This is a genomic window from Sagittula marina (assembly GCF_014196795.1).
Classification (GTDB): Bacteria; Pseudomonadota; Alphaproteobacteria; order Rhodobacterales; family Rhodobacteraceae; genus Sagittula; species Sagittula marina.
Window position 1 is genome coordinate 235160 of record NZ_JACIEJ010000004.1, and the last position, 24089, is coordinate 259248.

Below are 24089 nucleotides of genomic sequence, written 5' to 3' on the forward strand. Positions count from 1 at the left end.
CATGACCATCGCAGATTTCCTCAAAAGCCCGCTGTCGCCCGCCACCGAATTTCCGGATCTGAACCTGACCGGGCCGGGGCGCTTCTATAACCGTGAGCTCAGCTGGCTGGGCTTCAACTGGCGTGTGCTGGAGGAAGCCGAAAACCTCCGTGTGCCGCTCCTTGAACGGGTGCGCTTTCTGTCGATTTCTGCGGCGAACCTCGACGAGTTCTATACAGTCCGCGTGGCGGGTCTTCGGGAGCTTGCCCACAATGGCAACACCACACCGGCTGCCGATGGGCTGACCCCTGCAGAACAGCTGGTGCTGATCGACGAAGATGCACGCCGCCTGATGTCGGAACAGCAGCGCGTTCTGGGCGTGCTGAAATCACGCATGGCGGAAACAGGCATTCACGTGGTCACGCGAGACGATCTCACGGAAGCGGACCGTGCGCATCTGAACGAGGCATTCCTGAATCAGGTGTTCCCGGTTCTCTCGCCCTTGGCAATCGACCCGGCGCACCCCTTCCCCTTTATCGCGAACATGGGCTACTGCCTTGCCTTGCAGTTGGAGCGCAACCGCGACAAACGCCCGCTTCAGGCGCTGCTGCCGATCCCGGCGCAGATCGACCGCTTTATGCGGTTGCCCTCCGAGGAAGGGACACACCGTCTGATCCTGCTCGAAGACGTGGTGCTTTTGCACATCAACTCGCTGTTTCCCGGCTATAAATCCAAGGATCATTTTGGCTTTCGCGTTCTGCGCGACAGCGATTTGGAAGTCGAGGAAGAGGCCGAAGATCTCGTGCGCGAATTTGAGGTCGCCCTGAAACGTCGTCGCCGTGGCGAAGTCGTCCGTCTCACCGTCTCTGCCGGGGCGCCCAAAAGCCTTCGCGATATCGTCATGCGTGAACTTCATGTTGACGCCGACGAAGTCATCGAACTCGAAGGGATGATCGGCGCCGCGGACACCAAGGAGCTGGTGATTGACGCGCGCCCTGATTTGATGTGGCCGGTCTTTACTCCGCGTGTGCCGGAGCGCGTACAAGACCACGACGGCAACATGTTCGACGCGATCAAGCAAAAGGACATGCTGCTGCATCACCCCTACGAGACCTTTGACATGGTGGTGCGCTTCCTTAATCAGGCGGCTTTGGACCCCAACGTGGTCGCGATCAAACAGACGCTGTATCGTACGTCCAAGAACTCCCCGATTGTCGAGGCATTGTGTGAAGCCGCCGAAGAAGGCAAATCCGTCACCGCATTGGTGGAGCTGAAAGCGCGGTTTGATGAGGCAGCCAACATCCGCCAGTCACGGCGGCTGGAACGGTCCGGTGCGCATGTGGTCTACGGCTTTCTAGACTGGAAAACCCACGCCAAGATCAGTCAGGTGGTGCGCCGCGAGGGCGACAAGCTGGTGACCTACACCCATTGGGGCACCGGCAATTACCACCCGATCACGGCAAAGATCTACACCGACCTGTCCTTCTTTACATGTGATGCCGCGCTGGGGCGCGACGCGGCGAAGATCTTTAACTATCTCAGCGGCTACGCCATGCCAGAGGGGTTGGAGAACCTCTATATTTCGCCTCACTCCCTGAAGTCCGGCATGATCGAGATGATCGACAAGGAGATCGCCCACGCCAAGGCTGGCAAACCCGCGCATATCTGGATCAAGATGAATTCTCTGATCGAGCCGGACATGATCGATGCGCTGTATCGCGCCAGCCAGGGCGGCGTGAAGGTCGACTGTGTCATTCGTGGCATCTGTGGCCTGCGGCCGGGCATCAAGGGGCTTTCCGAGAACATACGCGTCAAGAGCATCATCGGCCGCTTTCTGGAACATTCGCGCATTGCCTGTTTTGGCAATGGTCACGGACTGCCGCATGGCAAGGCACGGGTCTTCATCTCCTCCGCAGACTGGATGGGGCGCAACCTGAACCGGCGCATCGAAACCGGTGTCGAAATCATGAATGCGACGGTCAAGGCCCAGATCGTCAGTCAGGTCATGGCCGCGAATCTGGCGGACACGGCACAAAGCTGGGTCATGGAACCCTCGGGCCAATTCATGCGTCACCCGGTGCCGGAGGGCGAATTCGCCTTCAACTGCCACCGTTTCTTCATGGAGAACCCGTCTTTGTCGGGGCGCGGGTCGGCAGGTGCAAAAGATGTGCCGAAACTGACCCACACAAACGAGGAAATCCCTGTACCGACAAGCCGGGAAGAGCCGCAGACACGCGGCTGATCCTTAATAAAATCACTTTATAACAAGGCGGTAACTTGAAACGTTACCGCCTTTTTCATGGTTTGGGCGCGGCTGTGGCAGCCTGCCCAATTCGTGCCGTGAAATGACCCCTTGAGGGCCGCAAAGTGTTAAACGCAGGTTAAGCGCATAAGTGCAGTTTGCATCGTGCACAGACCAGTGGCGCGGACGGGTTCGAATGGAACGCGGTCCGTAACGTCAGAAAGACGGTTCGAAAGTCGGGCGATCAGCCCGGCACACTCCGGCGCAAATGCGCCAAGAACCGAAAGGCGAAACTCATGTCGAGTATTCTTACCAACAACGGCGCAACAGCTGCGCTTCAAACGCTCAAGAACATCAACAAGTCCATGGGCAACGTCCAAGAGCAGATTTCCACCGGCAAGCGTGTGAACTCCTCCAAGGACAACGCCGCCGTATGGGCCATTTCCACCGCGATGGAATCCGACGTCGCAGGTTTCAAGAAAGTCTCCGAGTCGCTTTCTCTCGGTCAGGCCACCGTGTCCGTCGCCCGTCAGGGTGCTGAAACCGTTGCGGACCTGCTCACCCAAGTGAAGGAAAAGGTGGTCTCCGCTCAGGAAGAGAACGTTGACCGGGCCAAGATCCAGACGGACATTGCTGCTCTGCGCGATCAGATCACTGCCGTTGTTGGCGCCTCTCAGTTCAACGGCCAGTACATGCTCGAGAACACCGGCACCGCCGAAGATTCCGGTGGTATCAACGTTCTGGCCTCCCTCGACCGTTCGTTCTCCGGCGTGTCCTCCTCCGACATTCGCGTGTCCAAGGAAGATCTGAGCCAAGGCGCAGCCACTGCAGGCTCCGTCTCGGTGGACGCATCGCTGGGCAACACGGTGGTCGCGGGCGAGTCCAACGACGTGGCGACCTTCGTCGAAGACACTGCAGGCGGCCTGACAACTGGCAATACCTACCAGTTCACATCTGGCGGCAACCTGGCCCTGAGCGAGGATGTGGCCTATGTGGCACGCGAAGGTGACACTCTGGAAGACGTCACCAACGGCCTGGTAATGAAGCTGAACGAACAAGCGGCTGCCGATGGGTTGGACGTGACCTTCTCGCAAAGCGATACCGGCGTTGGTACGATCTCCATGACCAACAACACAGACGCCGACATTGCCGTGGCCGCCGGTGAATTCCAGCAAGCCGCGCTTGATGGGTCCGAAGACGACGGCGGCATTGGCGGTCGCCTCGAAGTGCTGGCATCCATGGACGTTTCGACACAGGCGGGTACAGACTCTGCTCTGGCAGTGATCGACGGTCTGATCGAAGTTGCCATCGACTCGGCAGCCGCCTTCGGCTCTTCCGAGATGCGCCTCGAAACTCAAGCCGACTTTGTGTCCGGCCTGACCGACGCTTTGAAATCCGGCATCGGCACTCTTGTCGACGCCGATATGGAAGAAACCTCCGCACGTCTGCAAGCGCTGCAGGTCCAGCAGCAGCTGGGCATTCAGGCGATGTCCATCGCCAATAGCGCGCCGCAGTCCCTGCTGGGTCTCTTCCGCTAACCCAATGAGGCGCCCCCGGGCGGCGTCTCCCTTGCGAGAAAAATTCCGCAAGATTGATGAACCCCGGGGGCGCCCCTCTGCCCCACCCGATGTGGGACGGAGGAAACGGATCCTCTCGCGAACGCGGGCGGTTCGCAGGCCGATGAAGGACCTGCACGTGTCAGAACGACGCTTTCGAAGCCGTGTATGCGGCACTCACCCGGCGTAAAAACGCCAAACTAAGAAAGCGACCAAAATGTCCAGTATTCTTACAAATCCGGGCGCAACATCTGCGCTGCAAACCTTGAAGATGGTCAATCGTGACTTGGGCAGCACCCAGAACATGATTTCGACAGGTAAAAAGGTCGACAACGCAAAGAGCAACGCCGCTGTCTGGGCGATTTCCACTGCCATGGAATCAGATGTGGCCGGTTTCAAGAAGATCTCTGAATCTCTTTCTCTCGGTCAGGCAACTATCGACGTGGCACGAAAAGGTGCAGAGACAGTCACCGACCTTCTCACCCAGGTAAAAGAAAAGGTTGTCGCGGCTCAGGAAGAGAACGTCGACCGCGCCAAGATCCAGACGGACATCGTCGCACTCCGCGATCAGGTGTCTGCCGTTGTCAACGCATCGCAGTTCAACGGCCAGTATATGCTGGACCACACCAGCTCGACAGATAACTCCGGCTCAATCAACGTACTGGCGTCCATTGACCGTGCGTCGAACGGCATCGTGACCTCCACCGACATCAACGTGTCCAAGGAAGACCTCGGAACCGGCACATCCGCTGCGGGTACAGTCTCCGTCGACCGTGGTACCGCTGGCTCCGTGGCCGCAGGCGCAACGGCAACCGTTGTGACCTTCGCAAACAACACTTCTGGGGATGACACAGGTGCAATTGGCGCTGGCCAGACGTACCAGTTCACCACAGGTGGTGCGTCCGGGCTTACGGCGGATGTTGCATACGTAGCGCGCGAAGGCGACGATCTGGGAGATATCACCGCCGGTCTGGTCATCAAGCTGAATAAACAAGCCAGCGAAGACGGTTTGACCATCAGCTTCTCGCAAGGCACGACCGCTGGTACGATCGACATGACAAACGATGGCACTGCAGCCATTGCTGTTGTCGCAGGTGACTTCCAGCAGTCCGCGCTCGACTCGACCGAGAACAACGGCACCATCGGTGGCCGCCTCGAAGAGCTCGCAAATCTCGATGTGACCACCCAATCCGGTGCGGACTCCGCGCTGGCAGTCATCGACGGTCTGATCGACATTGCAATCGACTCCGCAGCGGCATTTGGCTCATCTCAGATGCGTATCGAAAGCCAATCCGACTTTGTGTCCGGTCTGACCGACGCGCTGAAGTCAGGCATCGGTACCCTTGTGGATGCGGACATGGAAGAGACATCGGCCAAGCTGCAGGCACTTCAGGTTCAACAGCAGTTGGCGGTTCAGGCCCTGTCCATCGCGAACCAGGCGCCGCAGTCTCTGCTCTCGCTCTTCCGCTAATATTCTGAAGCAACCTTCGGACCGGGCATTACTGAATGAGGAACTCATTCGATGTGACCACGACCGAAGGCTCCTCCTCGCCTCGAATGAGGCGGGGATCCCCATCCGGCCCGTAAGGGCGGTTGGTTCGCAGGCCAATGCGCGACCTGCACGTGTCAGAACGACGCTTTCCGAAGCCGCAATTGCGGCGTGAACCCCCGGCGTAAAAACGCCAAAGCATAGAAAGCGACCAAAATGTCCAGCATTCTCACCAACACCGGCGCAATGACCGCACTCCAGTCCCTGAAAATGGTCAACCGTGACCTTGGCAGCACTCAGAACATGATCTCCACCGGAAAACGCGTGGACAATGCCAAGAGCAACGCTGCTGTCTGGGCGATTTCGACCGCCATGGAATCTGATGTCGCCGGTTTCAAGAAGATTTCTGAATCTCTGTCTCTTGGTCAGGCAACCATCGACGTGGCCCGCAAAGGGGCGGAAACGGTCACCGACCTGCTCACGCAAGTCAAAGAAAAGGTCATCGCAGCGCAGGAAGAGAACGTCGACCGCGCCAAGATCCAGACGGACATCGTCGCACTCCGTGATCAGGTGTCTGCCGTTGTCAACGCATCGCAATTCAACGGCCAGTATATGCTGGACCATCAGGACACCACAGCAGACTCTGGTTCCATCAATATTCTGGCCTCGATCGACCGCTCGTCCAACGGCATCGTGACCTCCACCGACATCAACGTATCCAAGCAGGATCTTAGCACCAAGGCCTTGACTGCCGGGTCAGTCTCTGTCGATTCAACAACAACAGGGGGCGTGGCAGATGGTGCGACGTCAACCGTCGCGGCCTTTGTCGAGGACACCGCAGGCGGCTTGACGGCAGGCAATACGTATCAGTTCACCAGCGGCGGCGGCATCGCGCTTACAGAAGACGTGGCCTACGTTGCTCGCGAAGGCGACACGCTGGAAGATGTGACTGCCGGCCTTGTTCTGAAAATGAACGCGCAAGCGGCTGAGGATGGCATCGATGTTTCCTTCGCTCAAACCAGCACAGCTGGCGAAATCCAGATGACCAACAACACCGGTGCAACGATCACTGTTGCTGCTGCCGAATTCCAACAGGCGGCCTTGGACGGATCTGAGGACGATGGTGATGTCGGTGGACGCTTGGACTACCTGAACGATATCGACGTGACTTCGCAAGCTGGTGCAGATGCCGCGCTGGCCGCCATTGATGGCCTGATCGATATCGCCATTGACTCGGCTGCCGCCTTTGGTTCCTCCCAGATGCGACTGGAAACACAGTCTGACTTCGTATCAGGCCTGACAGACGCGCTGAAATCCGGGATCGGCACACTTGTGGACGCCGATATGGAAGAAACCTCCGCCAAATTGCAGGCCCTTCAGGTCCAGCAGCAGCTTGCAGTTCAGGCACTTTCCATCGCGAACCAGGCGCCGCAGTCGCTGCTGTCGCTCTTCCGCTAACGCAGAGGGGACGCCCCTGAGGGACGTCCAGTTTATTACGCAAAACCAAAGTGGCCCGCATCCTCAGCGGGCCATTTTTAATGAGTAAGTACCTCACTTGGTTACAAACCTTAGCGTCAGGTTTACCTCTATCCTCTATCGTGACGAGGCACTTACCCGAAGTGGCGCGAGACGGCCGTCAGCCAACCCGCATAAGCAGAAGCCCCCCACGGCCAAAAGCCAGTGAGACGGGTGTCCGACAACAAGGGTTTGTGTGCATATGTCCAGCATTCTAACAAATTCCGGCGCGATGACAGCGCTGCGCACCTTGAAGGCAATCAATCGGCAGCTGTCCGACACGAGGGAGATGATCTCCACCGGGAAACGCATCAACTCTGCGAAACACAACCCTGCCGTCTGGGCAATCGCCAAGACGATGGAATCTGACGTGGCTGGGTTCGCACGTATCAGGGACAGCCTGAATCTTGGTCAGTCCACTGTTGCCGTGGCCCGGAAGGGTGCAGAGACTGTGACCGACCTTCTCACGCAAATGAAGGAGAAAATCATTGCGGCGCAGGAGGAAAATGTTGATCGCGCCAAAATCCAGACCGACATCGAGGCGCTCAAGCAGCAGCTCCGCAGTACTGTGGGCGCGTCTCAGTTCAACGGCTTAAATCTTTTAAACAATCGGGAGCGCCCCGCCGGCAGCGGAGATATCAGCATTCTCGCCTCTCTCGACCGTTCGTCGAACGGCAGGGTACGTGCATCTGACATTGATGTCTGGAAACAAGATCTGAGCATGGAGATCTCGCAGATCGGTGGGGGCCTGTCGGCAGAAGCGATCGCCACGAACGACATTGCGGGCAATGGCGACGGCACGACCTTCGCCATAGGTGGGGCGGCAACGCCAAACACCGCCACAACGGCTTTCGGCACCGGCTCAAGTGACCGGCTCGCGGCGGGAGACGCATTCGCCATACAGATTTCCGCCACATCGGGAGATGCGCCCGCAAACACCACAGCCGCGCGTGAAATTCGCTACGTCGCACGCGACGGCGACACCATGGCGGATGTAACGCGCGGTTTGGCACTGTCCTTCAACCAATATGTCGTCGGCAATATGGGGCAGACCGCCGCCGGGTCGATCCAGGCATCCTTCAGCGGAAACGAACTGACCATCACGGGAGCCACGGGCGCGGGAAATGATTTTTCCATCCAGATCGACAAATTTGCCGCTGATGCCACGACCACCATCGGTGGAGGACTGGAATATGTGGACAGTATCGACGTCACAACACAAAAGGGCGGCGATGCTGCGCTGGCCGCCATCGACGGACTGCTGAGCACTTCAATCGACGCGGCTGCGGCTTTTGGTTCCGCGGAGATGCGTCTGGAAACACAGCACGATTTCATCTCCAGCCTCAGCAGTTCCCTGAAATCGGGGATCGGCACTCTGATCGATGCAAACATGGAGGAAGCTGCGGCCCAGCTTCAGGCGCTACAGGTGCAGCAGCAGCTCTCCGTTATTTCCTTGTCGATCGCGAACCAAGCCCCGCAATACTTGCTCCGGCTGTTCCAGTAAATTCCCCGGCACGAAAGTTAACGCTTTGGTAGGGGCGGACATTTCTTGACCGCCCTGCCCCACCCACATAGGAGAGCGGTAACGGGGAGTGCGCGACATGAACAGTCACGACGACAGCCATGGTCATTGGGATGCGTTTGGGCGTCCATTGTTCGACGATCCGCAGGCGCGCGCGCTGAGCCGCGTCGGTGTGGTGGACATGGGGTCCAACTCGGTCCGCATGGTCGTCTTCGACGGCGCGGCCCGCAGTCCGGCGTATTTCTTTAACGAAAAGATCATGTGCGGCCTCGGCGAAGGGATGAACCAGACAGGGCGACTGAACCCCGAGGGACGGGAACGCGCCATGGTCGCCATGCGCCGGTTCAAACTGCTGGCCGAAGGCATGGAATTGTCGGACCTCTCGGTTGTGGCCACCGCCGCCATGCGCGACGCTGAAGATGGTCGAGAATTCCGCGCCAGTGTGGAGGCCGAGACCGGCCTGAAAATCCATGTCATCGACGGCGCCGAGGAGGCACGACTGTCGGCCCAGGGTGTGCTTTTGGGCTGGCCTGGCTCTTACGGTCTCGTCTGCGATATTGGTGGATCGTCTATGGAGCTGGCCGAGATTGGAGAAGGTCAGGTTGGCCGTCGTATGACCTCGGCGCTTGGTCCCTATAAGCTGATGGATATTTCCGGCGGGCGCAAAGCGCGCGAGAAGCACATCAAGCACGAGCTGAAAGCCCTTGCGGGGTATATGGGCACCCAGCGCGATCGACTGTTCCTTGTGGGCGGCAGTTGGCGCGCCATTGCCCGGATTGACATGCTGCGCCGGGACTACCCGCTGCATGTGCTGCATGAATATCGGATGAACGCCGAGAACGTTCGTGAGACGATCGAATTTCTCGAAAACGAAGATCACGATGCGGTGCGAAAAGCAGCAGGTGTATCCTCCACCCGGATGGCGCTGGTCCCGTTCGCAGCCGAAGTTCTGGAAGGCGTGGTAAACTGTTTCGAGCCCTCCGATATTGCAATTTCCAGCTATGGCATCCGTGAAGGGTTGCTTTATGAACAGATGCCTCAAATGCTGCGGGATCGTGATCCTCTGATCGAGGCATGCCGCTTTGCCGAAGCAAAGGATGCCCGCCTGCCGGGCTTTGGTCGCCAGCTTTATCATTTCGTTTTGCCACTGTTTCCCGATGCATCGGACGCGCGGAGACGGCTGATCCACGCAGCCTGCCGGCTGCATGATGTGTCTTGGCGCGCGCACCCGGATTACCGGGCAGAGACCTGTTTCGACAATGCCACCCGTGCCAACCTGGGCGGGCTAAAGCACTGGGAGCGCGTCTATCTTGGACTGGCACTGTTGCACCGCTACAAAAACAAGCGTGAAGGCACCCGGTTCGAGGACATGTACTCCCTGCTCGACGACGCCCATCAGCAAGAGGCGGAGGTGCTGGGAAAGGCCATGCGCTTTGGCGCAATGCTCTGGACACTGGAAGCGAGCGCCGGACATGCGCGATTGTCCTGGGACGGCACACGGCTTGCGCTGACCTTGGACCCGGACATGATGGACCTTTACGGCGAGGTCGCCAGATCCCGATTCAAGTCGTTGGCGCAGGCGCTGGGGGCCGAAGATTTTGGCGTCGAGGCAGGCTGATCCAGATATTGGCCGCCAAGCTTACAGCTCGATTTCCTCGGGCGCAGCGTCTTCGGCATCCGGCTCAAGAGGTTCTTTGCGACGGATGATGATGTCGCCATTCTCCAGCATTTCCGGTGCCTCATAGACGGCCCAATCGTCCACCTTTTCGAGGATGCCTTTGAGAGTTGGACCCATTTCCACCAGAAAATCCTGCATCTGAGGACCAACTTCGCGCATGGTGCGCTGCAACTCTTCCAACGTCGGCTCCACCTCTGTCATGAGGCCCTCAAAGAACTGACGCGCGCCTTCTTCCATCAGGTTGAATCCATCCTCCTCCTCTTGCGCCGCAACAGGCAGAGCGAGAAGTATGAGCGCTAGAAAGGCTGCGAAACGTGTCATGCTTGTAGGATATGCATGCCCTGCGTCCATGCCAAGGCGTTCTTCCAGATACTGACAAAAAGAAGCTCATCACTCCACGAAAGTGGAAGGCCAAGATAGTGCGAGACCAAAGCGCCCTCCAGCGGCCGCTGAAGTCGGCTGAGCATGTAATTGCGCTATCAGGCAGTTTCGCGGGCAGAGATTTCTTCCCACGCTTGATTGATGTCAGCCATGCGACGTTCTGCGAGCCGCACCCCTTCCTCGGGCAATCCGCGCGCCATCATCACATCTGGATGGCTATCGCGCACAAGCTGCCGCCAATGACGCCGAATCTCTGGCAAGGGCATGTCAGGCTCCACGCCGAGAACCCCATATGGATCAGGCTGCGCATCGGGAACGAAGCGCGCGCGCAAGGCGCGGAACCGCTTTTCCTCCATCCCGAATAGCTCAGAAACCCGCTCGAGAAACGCATCTTCCGCCGGATGATAATCCCCATCAGCCAAAGCGATGTGGAACAGCCCTTCCATCAGATCACACAGGGTCCCCATGTCAGAGGAAAACATCGTGCGAATGCGACGCGCATATTCTTCGAATCCAGCCACATCCTGCCGTGCGAGGTTAAAGACGCGCGCAGCGTCTTTCTCATCCTCCGGCGCGATGACAAAGACCTCGCGGAAAGCTGTAACCTCATCCCGTGTGACCAAGCCATCGGCCTTCGCCATCTTGGCGGACAACGCGATTACGGCGATGGTAAAGCCCACAGACCGCTCAGGCGGCGTGCGCATCCGTTCGAAGAGCTGATTCAGCCCTTCGCCAGAGGTCAGCGCTGACAGCGCCTGCGTTATGCGGGACCAAATCGACATCTTTCCAATATACCGCACTGCAGAAAACCTGTCAGGTAAATCGAAACGCATTCACGGTAATTTTTGCACAAACACCAGATCCGTGCAGCGCACGACCTTGCTCCCAAGTGAAGAAGCTGGATCTGTGCCAGAAACGATCCCCTCATCATGTGTACACCACCGTGAGAGTCACCACTGCGGACTACAGCGTGCGTCAACGGCTTTGCCTGACAAACTCTGGCGCGACCTGGCCCGGGCTTTCATAGTTCGGGCGCAGCTAAGAGCTCGCTGTAGGCGGAAAATTCAGCAAATGGCGATGCGCCTCTGAAACTTAAAAATTACGACACCGAAAGCAGGGTCACGAACAGACCGCCTCGACCTTCCGCTCAAAGGTTCAAATGACAGAGCCTCAGTTACCGATCGCATCCCAGATGGCGTGGTGTGTTGCACACCGCAAGAAAGCACAGGATCAGGACAGCAGAATGTCCTGTTCCGCATGTCGGATTCGCGCGACCAGACCCGCTGCGCCAGGATTGAAAGAAACCAAAGCATCGTCCAGATAAGGCGCCAAGATCGTCTGAAGTAATTCGGCCTCGGGATGCGACACCGTCAGCGACAACAGCTCGGCATCATCAGCGGTCAAGGCTTTCCCGGGCGGTACAGGCACATGCCATTGAATCAACGCAGGAAAAAGCCCATCGAAAGGAAGCAATCCGTCTTTCGGCACTGCCATGGTCCAGCTTAAACTACCCCGTGTGAGCTGAACAGGTTGACCCGCCATAGGCAGCGCCGCAACCGCCGCTTCAATATCGTCTACGGTACACACCCATTTGTCCAGGCGCGGCGCCCCCTTGAAGTGGTCCAATCCAAACCAACGCGCGTCCGGGAGAGCCGGCGCAGAGGGGGCAACTGCAATAGCTTCGATATAAAGATCGGGATTCAGCCCGATCAAATGGTTGTGGGTCCCAAAGCGTTCATGCGAACCGCCCGGCTCCATCGGTCTGGCCAAGGCAGCCTCTACATGGCCCACAGCTTCTGCCAGCGTTTCGGCAAGAACGGCAATATGATCGAGGGCAAGCTTTACCATTTTCCAACTTTCGTAGGGTCGCAAGACGTTAAGCCGCGCACCGAATACTGCAAAGGTGAAAAACCGCAGATCAGGACGAAAAAATTCATCACGTTGCAGAGACTTTCATCTGCACGTCCAGCGCATGAAATCTCAAACCCGCTGGCCAACGACCAAAGCCGAGACACTCGGTACAAAATTGTTTTGAATTGAAAAAAGCTTAGTTGGGCTATCTCGCGGGTTAACGGCCCGACCTTTTTTCATGCTCGCAAGGGTCTCAGATACTGGGTAAGTCAATTTTGCGCGCGCCGTCATCCTTCATGCTCTTTTCGAGCAAGCACAACTCCAGCGTCGATTCCGCAATGGCTTGCTGTAGAAAGCTGGCGTTGCGGCGCAGTTTCTTCATCTCTTCGACGGACGGGTATCTCCTACCAAACGGCGGCACGGCCCAGCACTTCTGCCCTCGCCTCGCACCCCACTCAAGACACTGCGGATTTTTTACTCAGTGGAAAATCGCACACCTCATGTTCTCAACGATCTTCTCGGCAGGACGCTTCGTTGTTTTTCCCACCGCCCACGGCTCAACGGGTGTAATGAGCCAGAAACACACATGTATAAAATTGGCCAATATGGACCGATGGGCTACTGACGCCGGCCCCGCAGAGACGTTCGGACAATGTGGTGCGATAATCCACTAAATTCTCTGCGCATACAGCGTCTTAGGGCATATATAGCCTTCGACAACTTCGCCACGAGCCCCTGCTTTGCCGACATGCGCTGCGCAGCACCACGCAATGCATGGTGCTGCGGCTATGATGGCCAGTGTTACTAGCCAACTATCAGGCGTCCCCCCATCAGGACCGTGCGGAGCGGATCAATTTCAGAATATCCTGGGCTGCTTCAGGGATATTCGTTCCCGGGCCAAAAATCGCCTTCACCCCTGCATTATGGAGGAACTCGTAGTCCTGATGCGGGATTACACCGCCGCAAATGACAAGGATGTCTTCCGCGCCCTGATCTTTCAGCGCTTGCACCAGTTGCGGAGCGAGCGTCTTGTGACCCGCAGCCTGGGACGAGATCCCGATGACATGCACGTCATTGTCGATCGCGTCTTGCGCCGCCTCATCCGGCGTTTGGAACAAAGGACCCACGTCCACGTCAAAACCGATGTCCGCAAAGGCGGTGGCGATCACTTTCGCCCCGCGGTCGTGACCGTCTTGACCCATCTTCACCACCAGCAAGCGCGGCCGCCGGCCCTCTTCCTCGGCGAAATCTTCGATGGATTTCTGAATTGCGGCAAAGCCTTCGTCCCCTTCGTAGGCGGCACCATAGACCCCCGCAAGCGTCTTGACCTCAGCGCGGTGACGGCCAAATTCCTTTTCCATAGCCATGCTGATCTCTCCAACCGTTGCGCGGGCGCGGGCGGCCTCGACGGCCGCTTCCAGCAAATTGCCACCCTCTTTGGACCGACGGGACAGTTCCTCCAACGCTGCGGTGCAGGCTGGTTCGTCGCGCGTGGCACGGATTTTTTCCAATCGCGCGACTTGGCTTTCGCGGACTTTGGCATTGTCGATGTCGAGGATGTCCAGGTCCTCTTCCTGCTCCAGGCGGTATTTGTTCACGCCGACGATCACATCGGTGCCACGGTCGATGTCGGCCTGACGCTTGGCGGCGGCCTCTTCGATGCGCAGCTTGGGCATACCGGACTCAACGGCCTTGGTCATGCCGCCCATCTCGTCCACTTCCTCGATCAGCTTCCACGCCTCTTCTGCCAGCTGGGCGGTAAGGCTTTCGACGTAATACGACCCCGCGAGCGGATCGACCACGTTGGTCACGCCGGTTTCCTCTTGCAGTACCAGCTGCGTGTTGCGTGCGATGCGGGCCGAGAATTCGGTCGGAAGGGCAATCGCCTCATCCAGCGCATTGGTGTGCAGCGATTGCGTGCCGCCCAGCACCGCCGACATCGCCTCGTAAGCCGTTCGGATCACGTTGTTATACGGGTCCTGCTCGGCCAGGGAGACGCCGGACGTCTGGCAGTGCGTCCGCAACATCTTGGAGCGCGGGTTCTGCGCCCCCAACTCCGTCATGATACGGTGCCACAGCAGCCGTGCGGCGCGAAGTTTGGCAATCTCCATGAAGAAGTTCTTGCCAATGGCAAAGAAGAACGACAGCCGCCCGGCGAACTTGTCGATGTCCATCCCTGCGTCCATGGCGGTCTTCACATACTCCTTACCGTCTGCCAACGTGAACGCCAGCTCCTGGACGAGGTTCGCGCCCGCTTCCTGCATGTGATAGCCGGAAATGGAAATGGAGTTGAATTTCGGCATCTCGTTCGAAGTATATTCGATGATGTCCGAAATGATCCGCATCGAGGGAGCCGGCGGATAGATGTAGGTGTTGCGGACCATGAACTCCTTCAGAATGTCGTTCTGGATGGTCCCGGACAGCACGGACTTGTCGTGGCCCTGCTCTTCACCCGTAACGATGAAGGAGGCCAGAACAGGGATCACAGCGCCGTTCATGGTCATCGAAACCGAGACCTGATCCAGGGGAATGCCGTCAAAGAGCAGCTTCATGTCCTCGACGGAGTCGATTGCCACGCCAGCCTTGCCCACATCGCCCACAACGCGGGGGTGATCGGAATCGTAGCCACGGTGCGTGGCAAGATCAAAAGCGACGGACACGCCCTGTTGACCGGCGGCGAGCGCCTTGCGATAGAAATTATTGGACTCTTCGGCAGTTGAAAAACCAGCGTATTGCCGGATCGTCCAGGGACGGCCCGCATACATGGTCGCCTTCACCCCTCGGGTGAACGGCTCTTGCCCCGGCAGGCTGCCCATGTGGTCCAGATCGTCAGTGTCGGCAGCCGTGTAAAGCGGCTTGACCGGGATGCCCTCGAGCGTGTCCCAGGTCAGATCGTCTACGGAACGTCCGCGCAGCTCTTTTTCAGCGGTCGCGCGCCAGTCTTCGGGCAGGTCGGTCATGTCGTTGTCCTCTCAGTTTCGAACCGGCTGCCGGGAATGCCCCGCAGCGTGCCGGGTCCGCGTCCGATTGCAATGTCGCCAGACCCTCTGCCCCGGATTGGAGCCAGAACAGATCGTCGGCATAAGCCTCGCGCAGCGCAGAACGCTGGCGGGCGTCGAAGGGCATATAGCGCCCCTCTCCCTCAGGTAGGCGGTCAGGATCTTCGCCCCGATCCGAAAGTGTTGCGCGCAGCTCCGACAGCTCGGGCCTGCGGTTGCGCCAGAATTCTCCGGGTTTGACCGTCGGCAGCGCCGCCAGCCCCGTGATCATGCCGAGCTGCTTGTCAGGCCGGTCGGTAAACCGTTCAAACGGAGTCACGGTGATTGCGGCCTCCGGGCAGGCGCAGGCGATGTCGATGATCACATCCCGCCATGTGCGCGTGCCAGCGGCGATGGCGGCAATCTTATCCTTCTCCGGCAGCCTTTGACCGCGCGAGATCAGATAACTGATCAACGACGACCACCACATATCCTGTGCCCTGATCTGCAACGTGATGCCACGGACATGGCCAAAGGCGCTGGCAAGACGGGCAACACGCTCTCCTGCACCCGTATAGAGCACGCCGTCGCGGAGGCAGCGACGCGGCGTGCCAAGCATGTTTTCGTCACTGACCAAAAGATGTTGGAAGCCTTTTCGTTGCGCCTGTGCCACGGCCAGTTGCACGCGTCCCGCCGCCCGCTGTGCCTTGGCATGTGTGTCGGGCCGCTCCACAACGTCGTTCAACAGCCCATTCCGCGTGCGCCATGGACCCCAAAACCCAAGACCCGCGCTGTTCAGATCGTCGCGATTGCTGCGCAAATAGGCCTGAAAGCTGGTGGAAGCGGTGCGATGGGCGCCAAGATGCAAAAAGATTTCCATAACGACACGCGCCCCGAGTGCGGCGGTCGCACCCCATGTGTCGACCCACCTATTGATCGTGGAAAATGCGCGCGGCGGCGTGACGATGTCGTTAAAGTTAAAATTTTCGTGGGCAGTGCACGTGTCGCACTGTGAAAGCGCGTCGCATCCACATATGTTCACCGGTATGAAAAGCACATATGTACTGCTCGGACTTCTCGGCGCGCTCTGGCTTGCATCGCCAGCACAGGCCGCCGACCTCGACGAGGACGGCGCGGTTGAAATCGTGCTGGATGCCGCAAACACCACGCTTGCAGATTGGCTCTGGATCAAACGCCCGGTGGTGGTCTTTGCCGACAGCCCGGCCGACCCGCGCTTCCAGGAGCAGATTTCTTTGCTCACGGGACGATACAGCGCCTTGGAAGAACGCGACGTGGTGATCATCGCGGACAGCGATCCATCGGCCCGGTCATCTGTCCGCATGGCGCTGAGACCGCGAGGTTTCATGCTGGTGGTCATGGCCAAGGATGGCACCATCGTCACGCGAAAGCCGGGGCCTTGGTCGGTGCGTGAAATCTCTCGCTCCATCGACAAGCTGCCGCTTCGCAAGGACGAATTGAAAGGTTTCTGAACCGCGCCTAAACGTTGCCCCGCATGAAGAACAGAAGTTGTCGTGGTCGGTGCAACAACATGATCGCGTTCATGGTTGGGTCGTAGATCGTCAAAGTGTCCTGCGACATCAGCGCGTAGTACGCGTCTACCTGAAACTGATCGTCCATGCAGGCGAGCGACGGTCCCACGAAGCTGGAGATCAGCCCCATCCCTGCATAAAGATTTATGGACATCATCTGTTCGGACACCATGTTGGGCGTCAGCCCCGGCACATCGAAGGCAACCGCGCGCCCCTCTTGTACCAGTTTCAGCCCGGCACGCACATTCGACACGGTTCGCACAGCCTCTGACCGCACGCCGGTTCCCGCCAGGTCGAAGATCGCCGCTGTGCAAGTCGCCTGTGATTCGAACCGCCGCGTTTGTGCGAGATAGACGAACTGCTTCAGCTCCTCTCGCAGCTCCTCCTCTGCATCCATCGTAAAACAAGACGCCAGCAGCGTGAGCCCGATCAGCCCCGCCATACTGCGCGCCCAAAGCAGGCTCAATGTTCGCCAACGTGTCATTACCGGGCACCCTGACACCGACAGGTTGAGACTTCGTTGCCGCCCTATCAAAGACAGCAAAGCTCATGTCTCGTCCGCCTCTGACGGGATGGCGCGCCGCATCATGCTCAATCCCCCTGCCAGAAACAGCAGCACGTAGCCTGCCACACTGCCCTGTCCGACGGTCAGAACATGAAGAAAGACAAGCCCAAAGACCAATCCCATGACCCCCAGAACGATCACCGGACCAAGAAGGTAGTAGGACCAGCCCAATTCGATATCCAGAAGCAAGCCCACCAGCGTCAGGTAAAGGCCGTAGCCCGCGCCCACCGCCACGATGGACACCGCGAGCGTAAGCCCGAACAACATCCACGTCGGGCCCGTCACGGGAACAATTGTCCAAAGGCCGACCGCCACGACGCCACTCAAGACCAGTCCCGCCACGTAGGCGAGACTGTGCATGAGCCAGATCATGGCGGCACGGCGAACCATCATTCGAATTCCATGATCACATCATCAACCGCAAGGCTCTCACCGGCGGCGGCGTTGATCTTGGACACGATGCCCTTCTTCTCGGCGCGCAGGATATTTTCCATCTTCATCGCCTCGACGGTGCACAGCGCCTGACCTTCCTGCACCTCGTCGCCTTCTTCGACGTCGACTTTCACGATCAGGCCGGGCATCGGGCAAAGCAGCAGTTTGGACGTATCCGGCGGCAGTTTTTCCGGCATCAGGGCAGCGAGTTCAGCCTGACGCGGCGAGCGCACGTTGACCTTCAGGTCCGCGCCTCGCGTCCGAAGACGGAAGCCCTGGGTGATCTTGTCCACCTTCAGCACCAGCGGCTGACCGTTGATATTCATGCGCGACAGGCTGTCACCGGGTGTCCAGTCCCCCTCGACGCGCAGTTTTTCACCATCGGAAAACACCACGGTGGCGCCGTCCCGGTCGGCCTCTGTCGTCACGTCAAAGGAGATGCCTTGCAAAGCCACGTTCCATTCCGTGCCCACGCGGCGTTCATGGTTGCCCACGGTCCCCGTGACGCGGGTGCGCCGGATCTCGGCCACTCGGTTCATCGCTGCCGCAGCCGCCGCCACGCGACGCAGGTGGTCGTCGTCCAGGGTCACGCCCTCGAAACCGTCGGGATATTCCTCGGCGATAAACGCCGTGGTCATCTCGCCGGAGATGAATTTCGGGTGGTCCATAACGGCGGCCACGAAGGGCAGGTTGTGGCCGATGCCCTCGACCTCAAAGCTGTCGAGCGCGTTGCGCATGACTTCGATGGCGCCCTCGCGGGTTGGCGCCCATGTGCACAGCTTTGCAATCATAGGGTCGTAGTACATGCTGATCTCGCCGCCCTCAAAGACGCCGGTGTCATTGCGCACGATGCCGTCGCCCAGCTTGCCCTCGGCAGGCGGGTTGTAGCGGGTCAGACGCCCGATGGAGGGCAGAAAGTTCCGGTAGGGATCTTCGGCATAGAGCCGGTTTTCAATCGCCCAACCGTTGATCTGCACATCGTCCTGGGTGATCGACAGCGGCTCGCCATTGGCGACCCGGATCATCTGCTCCACAAGGTCGACGCCCGTGATCAGCTCGGTCACAGGGTGTTCCACCTGCAAACGAGTGTTCATTTCGAGGAAGTAGAAGTTCTTGTCGCCGTCAACGATGAACTCCACGGTGCCCGCCGACGCGTAGCCCACAGCTTTTGCCAAAGCGACGGATTGATCTCCCATGGCTTTGCGTGTCTCGGCATCAAGGAAAGGCGACGGAGCTTCTTCGACGACCTTCTGATTGCGGCGCTGGATCGAGCATTCCCGCTCGTTGAGCCAGATGCCGTTGCCGTGTGCATCGCACAGAACCTGAATTTCGATATGGCGCGGCTGGGTGACGAACTTCTCGATAAAGATCCGGTCATCGCCAAAGCTGCTGGCCGCTTCGTTCTTGGATGACTGGAAACCTTCGCGACATTCATCGTCATTCCACGCGATGCGCATGCCTTTCCCGCCACCCCCGGCAGAGGCCTTGATCATCACCGGATACCCGATCTCGTTAGAGATTTTGACAGCTTCGTCAGCGTCTTCGATCAATCCCATGTAGCCCGGCACGGTAGAGACGTTGGCCTCCTGTGCGATCTTCTTGGAGGTGATCTTGTCCCCCATCTTCTCGATGGCACCTACCGGCGGGCCAACGAAAGCCACACCAGCGGCGGCCAGAGCCTCGGCAAACTTCGGGTTCTCGGACAGAAAGCCGTATCCCGGATGCACCGCCTGAGCGCCCGACTGTTTCACGGCATCCATGATTTTGTCGATCACAATGTAGGACTGATTGGCCTGAGGCGGACCGATATGGATCGCCTCGTCCGCCATCTCTACATGCAGCGCGTGTCTGTCCGCGTCGGAGTAGACGGCCACAGTCTTGATGCCCATCTTGCGCGCGGTCTTGATGACACGGCAGGCGATTTCTCCGCGGTTCGCGATCAGGATCTTATCAAACATTTCTGTCCCTTTGTTCCGACGTGCCCACGGACACGAAAATTTCAAACGGAAAACGCCGCCCGGACCCCTCGGTCCGGACGGCGTTCACATTACGATCAGGCGTGCGGGTTAGCTGCGCACGCGAAAACGGTTCAGCGGCAGAGTTGCGGCGTGACATCGTCGCAGATGACGCCGGCTGCGCCACCAACAGCCGCTGCGCCCGCGACGTTGCCGCCGGTCGCCGATGCTGCTGCTGCGCCAACGCCGGCACCAATGACGCCGCGCTCAAGGTCGGTGCCTTCGCAAGCTGCAAGACCAAGTGTCGAAGCCGCCACAAGGGTAAGGGCAAGAATACGCATGATATGTCCTCTCTGTTCCGAGCCGTTGCTCGCAAGTCTATTGTAATACCAAACGACCTGTTTGTCAGAAAGGTTCCACGCTTTTCACACTTCGTTACCTTTTTCTGCCGATCATGGCTCTGCGCCTGCTCAAAAACAGTATCAGCAGCGTCAGCAGCGCGACGGGTATTGGCTGCAAAAGGCCATGCTGTCGGAAGCGATATTGCCTGGCGCGCCAGACAGGGCGTCCTTTTCCAGGACAAGAGCTGACGCTCCGCCCGAGGCCATCCCGACCTCCGATTGCGAGCCAAACATGCTCCCGCAGGAAGCGAGGAAGATTGACGCCAACATGGAGAGGAATACGCGTTGCTTCTGCATGGGCTCGCCTCAGATTTGTTTTTCTTTTGCTCTGAGAGTGTAACTGAGCAACGCGACGGATCGATCAGAACCTTGTTGCATACAGGTTGATCCAAGCCAGACCGTTGCAAATCAGACATGAAACAAAAGATAGACCGGTGGGGCGATCGCTCCGGGGACTCGGTCGACCGCCCCTTCTTGGGGGAATGAACAGAGGCTGAACGAATGGCGCGATGCAGCCGCGTCCCCTGCCCTGACGTCAGGTTTGCAGACCCTCCGCGTCTTGCACAGCCTGTTTTGCGACCCGTCCACGGATCGGCAGCGGGCCGCGCATTCTCAGAAGGGATCGGCAAGTCCACGCGCATCAGTTTTCCCACGGCTCCGCTTCGTCGAAAGCCTCGGGGAAGGACGCACGCGCGGCTGTCTCGTCTATGACAAGAAGCGCCTCGTAATCGGTCGGGTCGAAGTCATCTTTGTTGTACGGCAGAACTTCGCGGCCAAACAGCCACGAGAGTCGCCCGGCATCAAGGTTGCCTCGCTCAAACGGCTGATCTCCGAAGTGGTGCCATAGCGCCGACATGAACACCCAGTCGGCCTTGCGATCAGGCGGACGGCGGTCACGGTAGCGTTCGCGTTTTATGATCTCGGTCGCACCCTTCGGGTTCGCGCGCCGGACCGTAAATTGATAATCGGTGCCCGGGAGACGTCCCGGGAAGCCGCGATGCTTCAGCATATCCGGCCCTCCTTGGTTGGGGCCAGTTCAGCCGTGCTCGATAGGAATGTCGAGGCGAGCGGACACGCCCGCCCCGATAGTTTCTTACTTGTACTTGCCGGTGTAGACGGGCTCGATCGAGATGGGCTCGGGATCGACCACGACGTACTCTTCTTCTTCCTGCTGTGCGCAAGCCGAGAGGCCGGCGACAACCGAAAGCATGGCAAGAAGCTTGATGCTCTTGGACATCTGTGACTCCTGTCAAATTGCAAGGGATCGGTCAGATCCGTCCCTCGTTCCGTTGTGTCGATTGCGGTGATGCAATCAAGAGTAAGATTAACGTGCGTCCTGTGGAAAAGATACGCACCCAAACACAGGATCTTTTTCTGTGACTCTGAAGACGCATAAAGTTGTTCCAAGCCCGCCTTGAGCGCAACATCTTGTGGAAACATCAGAACGCCTCCCAGATGCAGCGGCCATCTTCCACCGAATAACTCTCGAAAAATTGCCGCACATCGGCGGTCGCGTAACCGAACTCCACCGGTTGCGCCATCAATGTCACGATGACGCGGTCTGGTGTGGCACCGATTTCAGCCAAACGCGGCAGCGCGTCTTCTGCACACAGGCGCGCCATATCGTCGGACACCGTCATGTAATCGACATCCGCGTCCTGCAGCGCGGGTACGACGTAGCGCACGCGGTAAACCATCGGCTCGGAAATTTCGTCATGGAACGTCACCTCCAGGCCACTGGGCAAAAACGGCTGCCCCGCTGACGCAACAGGACCGGCAAGCGCCGAGCATATCAAGATGGCAATGGGTGTATCAATGAAGCAGCCCCGACACAGTCGTCCGAAGACGTCCGCTCCTCCCGTCGGGGCCGCTTTCGCAGTGGGCGCACCCTCTGCGGAATTCCGTATCATGTGGGTCATTTCCCTCTCCGGGCCCAGGTTTTCCATCGGGCGCGGCGCGCCGGATCGTCCAACAGAGCTTGAATCTGCGACTCGATTCCGTGAGGTATACGACCGTCTACACGCCCCCCAGCGGTAACAGCTAAACCACCCGTGGTAAAGAGAATTTGCACGACGGGAGAGAAGCCACGCAGGTTTTGAACGGCCCTCCAAAGGTCCTGACGCACCTGCCGCGCAAGACGCGACGCGCGCAGGTTTTCGAACTCCGATGTGGCCTGCACGTCGAACCTCGGCGGCCAGTGGCGCGCCAACACATAGCCCGCGTCGGACCGCGCCTCCAGCCAACCGCCTTTCAGACGCGTGACCCTGTCAAAGCCTTCCCCCACCATCTCTTGCGTGTCCTTACAGCGGGATATTGTCGTGTTTTTTCCAAGGGTTCGTCAGCTGCTTGTTGCGCAGCATGGCAAAGGCCTTGGACACCCGGCGACGGGTCGACTTGGGCTGGATCACTTCGTCAATAAATCCTCGCTCCGCTGCAACAAACGGGTTCGCAAAGCGATCCTCGTATTCGGCAGTGTGGGCGGCGATCTTCTCAGGGTCTTTCAGGTCAGCGCGGTGAATGATCTCCGTCGCACCCTTGGCCCCCATCACGGCGATCTCGGCCGTGGGCCAGGCGTAGTTCACATCGCCGCGCAGGTGCTTGGACGCCATCACGTCGTAGGCGCCGCCGTAAGCCTTGCGGGTGATGACCGTGACCTTCGGCACAGTGGCCTCACCGTAGGCAAAGAGCAGTTTCGCGCCGTGCTTGATGACACCGCCGTATTCCTGCGAGGTTCCGGGCAGAAAGCCCGGCACATCCACAAACGTCAGGATCGGAATCTCGAAACAGTCACAGAAGCGCACAAAGCGCGCGGCCTTCCGCGACGAGTCGATGTCCAGACAGCCCGCCAGAACCATCGGCTGGTTGGCCACGACCCCCACTGTCCGCCCTTCAAGACGGATGAAACCGGTAATGATGTTGCCCGCGAAATCTTTCTGGATCTCGTAGAAATCCCCTTCGTCCGCGACTTTCTGGATCAACTCCTTCATGTCGTAGGGCGCATTGGCATTGTCAGGAATAATGGTGTCGAGCGATGTCTCGATCCGGTCCACATCGTCGAAGAACGGACGCACGGGTGGCTTTTCGCGATTGTTGAGCGGCAAGAAGTCCACAAGGCGGCGCACTTCGGCAAGCGCTTCCACATCGTTTTCAAACGCGCCATCGGCGACGGAGGATTTGCGCGTGTGTGTGGTTGCGCCGCCAAGCTCCTCAGCGGTGACGACCTCATTGGTAACGGTTTTCACCACGTCGGGGCCAGTGACGAACATGTAAGACGAATCCTTCACCATGAAGATGAAGTCCGTCATCGCCGGCGAATAGACCGCGCCGCCAGCACAGGGGCCCATGATGACAGAGATCTGCGGAACAACCCCCGAGGCCAACACGTTGCGCTGGAATATCTCGGCATAACCCGCCAACGCGTCAACGCCCTCCTGGATGCGGGCACCGCCGGAATCATTCAGCCCGATCACGGGCGCGCCGTTCTGAACAGCCATATCCATGATCTTGCAAATCTTCTGCGCGTGCGTCGCAGAGACGGAGCCGCCAAGCACGGTGAAGTCCTGGCTGAACACATAGACCATGCGGCCGTTGATCGTGCCCCAGCCTGTTACCACGCCGTCCCCATAGGGGCGATTGTTTTCCATGCCGAAGTCGGTGCAGCGATGGGCAACGAATGTATCGTATTCCTCGAAGGATCCCTCATCCACCAGCAGCTCGATCCGCTCCCGAGCGGTCAACTTGCCTTTGCCATGCTGCGCGTCGATGCGATTTTGACCACCGCCCAGCCGGGCATTTTCCCGGCGATCGTGCAATTCCTGAATGATGTCTTTCATCGCAAAGGCCCCTTTTGGTTTGCGCGGACCATACAGCGCAGACGCAGCATAACAAGAACTTCCTCGCAAATTTGCAAACTCAGAAAACTACCTCTCTAGCAAATTGCAAACTGGCATAATTGCGTGCCTTGCACATGCAAATGATGGACAAAGCTATTTCCT

At 58.7% G+C, this 24089-nt stretch carries 21 protein-coding genes; 7 read left to right on the forward strand and 14 right to left on the reverse strand.

Features of this window, described 5'->3' with window-relative positions; all coding sequences use genetic code 11:
- Position 1 precedes the first annotated feature (1 nt).
- The 6 genes from GGQ68_RS09610 (at position 2) to GGQ68_RS09635 (ending at position 9921) form a co-directional block, all read left to right on the forward strand.
- Positions 2-2221, forward strand: coding sequence for an RNA degradosome polyphosphate kinase (locus GGQ68_RS09610; protein ID WP_183965399.1), 2220 nt, complete (start codon positions 2-4; stop codon positions 2219-2221).
- A gap of 296 nt (positions 2222-2517) precedes the next feature.
- Positions 2518-3759, forward strand: coding sequence for a flagellin (locus tag GGQ68_RS09615; RefSeq protein ID WP_183965401.1), 1242 nt, complete (start codon positions 2518-2520; stop codon positions 3757-3759).
- 235 nt (positions 3760-3994) lie between these two features.
- Positions 3995-5248 (forward strand): flagellin, encoded by a 1254-nt coding sequence (locus GGQ68_RS09620; RefSeq protein WP_183965403.1) that lies wholly within the window; start codon positions 3995-3997, stop codon positions 5246-5248.
- Between the two features lie 234 nt (positions 5249-5482).
- Positions 5483-6724, forward strand: a complete 1242-nt coding sequence (locus GGQ68_RS09625) for a flagellin (RefSeq protein ID WP_183965405.1) — start codon at positions 5483-5485, stop codon at positions 6722-6724.
- 259 nt (positions 6725-6983) lie between these two features.
- A complete protein-coding gene (locus GGQ68_RS09630; protein ID WP_183965407.1) occupies positions 6984-8285 on the forward strand; it encodes a flagellin in 1302 nt (433 codons plus the stop codon).
- A 97-nt stretch (positions 8286-8382) separates the two neighbouring features.
- The gene (locus GGQ68_RS09635) at positions 8383-9921 is read left to right on the forward strand and encodes a Ppx/GppA family phosphatase (RefSeq protein ID WP_183965409.1); all 1539 of its coding nucleotides are present in this window, start codon (positions 8383-8385) and stop codon (positions 9919-9921) included.
- Positions 9922-9942: 21 nt separating this feature from the next.
- On the opposite strand, the gene GGQ68_RS09640 is transcribed toward GGQ68_RS09635, so the two are convergent.
- From GGQ68_RS09640 to GGQ68_RS09660, 6 genes are all read right to left on the reverse strand, one after another.
- Positions 9943-10302 carry a hypothetical protein gene (locus GGQ68_RS09640; protein WP_183965411.1) on the reverse strand — a complete coding sequence of 120 codons (360 nt, stop codon included), beginning with the start codon at positions 10300-10302 and terminating at the stop codon, positions 9943-9945.
- 158 nt (positions 10303-10460) lie between these two features.
- Positions 10461-11144, reverse strand: a complete 684-nt coding sequence (locus GGQ68_RS09645; RefSeq protein ID WP_183965413.1) for a molecular chaperone DjiA — start codon at positions 11142-11144, stop codon at positions 10461-10463.
- Between the two features lie 448 nt (positions 11145-11592).
- A complete protein-coding gene (locus GGQ68_RS09650) occupies positions 11593-12210 on the reverse strand; it encodes a VOC family protein (RefSeq protein ID WP_183965415.1) in 618 nt (205 codons plus the stop codon).
- 256 nt (positions 12211-12466) lie between these two features.
- The gene (locus GGQ68_RS24580) at positions 12467-12595 is read right to left on the reverse strand and encodes a hypothetical protein (RefSeq protein WP_281374704.1); all 129 of its coding nucleotides are present in this window, start codon (positions 12593-12595) and stop codon (positions 12467-12469) included.
- Positions 12596-13043: 448 nt separating this feature from the next.
- The gene (gene scpA, locus GGQ68_RS09655; protein WP_183965417.1) at positions 13044-15173 is read right to left on the reverse strand and encodes a methylmalonyl-CoA mutase; all 2130 of its coding nucleotides are present in this window, start codon (positions 15171-15173) and stop codon (positions 13044-13046) included.
- Positions 15136-16071: a hypothetical protein gene (locus GGQ68_RS09660; RefSeq protein ID WP_183965419.1), complete on the reverse strand. Its 936-nt coding sequence runs from the start codon at positions 16069-16071 to the stop codon at positions 15136-15138. Before GGQ68_RS09660 ends, scpA begins: the two co-directional genes overlap by 38 nt.
- Before the next feature lie 166 nt (positions 16072-16237).
- Between GGQ68_RS09660 and GGQ68_RS09665 the strand changes: the two genes are divergently transcribed.
- Positions 16238-16681 (forward strand): DUF4174 domain-containing protein, encoded by a 444-nt coding sequence (locus GGQ68_RS09665; RefSeq protein WP_183965421.1) that lies wholly within the window; start codon positions 16238-16240, stop codon positions 16679-16681.
- 7 nt (positions 16682-16688) lie between these two features.
- Here the strand turns inward: GGQ68_RS09665 and GGQ68_RS09670 are convergent, their stop codons facing one another.
- From GGQ68_RS09670 to GGQ68_RS09705, 8 genes are all read right to left on the reverse strand, one after another.
- A complete protein-coding gene (locus GGQ68_RS09670) occupies positions 16689-17225 on the reverse strand; it encodes a hypothetical protein (protein ID WP_183965423.1) in 537 nt (178 codons plus the stop codon).
- 63 nt (positions 17226-17288) lie between these two features.
- Positions 17289-17699: a hypothetical protein gene (locus tag GGQ68_RS09675; RefSeq protein WP_183965425.1), complete on the reverse strand. Its 411-nt coding sequence runs from the start codon at positions 17697-17699 to the stop codon at positions 17289-17291.
- Positions 17696-19696, reverse strand: a complete 2001-nt coding sequence (locus GGQ68_RS09680; protein WP_183965427.1) for an acetyl-CoA carboxylase biotin carboxylase subunit — start codon at positions 19694-19696, stop codon at positions 17696-17698. Before GGQ68_RS09680 ends, GGQ68_RS09675 begins: the two co-directional genes overlap by 4 nt.
- Positions 19697-19827: 131 nt before the next feature.
- The gene (locus GGQ68_RS09685) at positions 19828-20034 is read right to left on the reverse strand and encodes a hypothetical protein (RefSeq protein ID WP_183965429.1); all 207 of its coding nucleotides are present in this window, start codon (positions 20032-20034) and stop codon (positions 19828-19830) included.
- Positions 20035-20734: 700 nt separating this feature from the next.
- Complete coding sequence (locus GGQ68_RS09690; protein ID WP_183965431.1) at positions 20735-21103, reverse strand: hypothetical protein; 369 nt, start codon at positions 21101-21103, stop codon at positions 20735-20737.
- An 84-nt stretch (positions 21104-21187) separates the two neighbouring features.
- A complete protein-coding gene (locus tag GGQ68_RS09695; RefSeq protein ID WP_183965433.1) occupies positions 21188-21331 on the reverse strand; it encodes a hypothetical protein in 144 nt (47 codons plus the stop codon).
- 202 nt (positions 21332-21533) lie between these two features.
- Positions 21534-22013, reverse strand: coding sequence for a DUF6497 family protein (locus GGQ68_RS09700; RefSeq protein ID WP_183965435.1), 480 nt, complete (start codon positions 22011-22013; stop codon positions 21534-21536).
- Between the two features lie 381 nt (positions 22014-22394).
- Positions 22395-23927, reverse strand: a complete 1533-nt coding sequence (locus GGQ68_RS09705; RefSeq protein ID WP_183965437.1) for an acyl-CoA carboxylase subunit beta — start codon at positions 23925-23927, stop codon at positions 22395-22397.
- Positions 23928-24089: the final 162 nt, after the last annotated feature.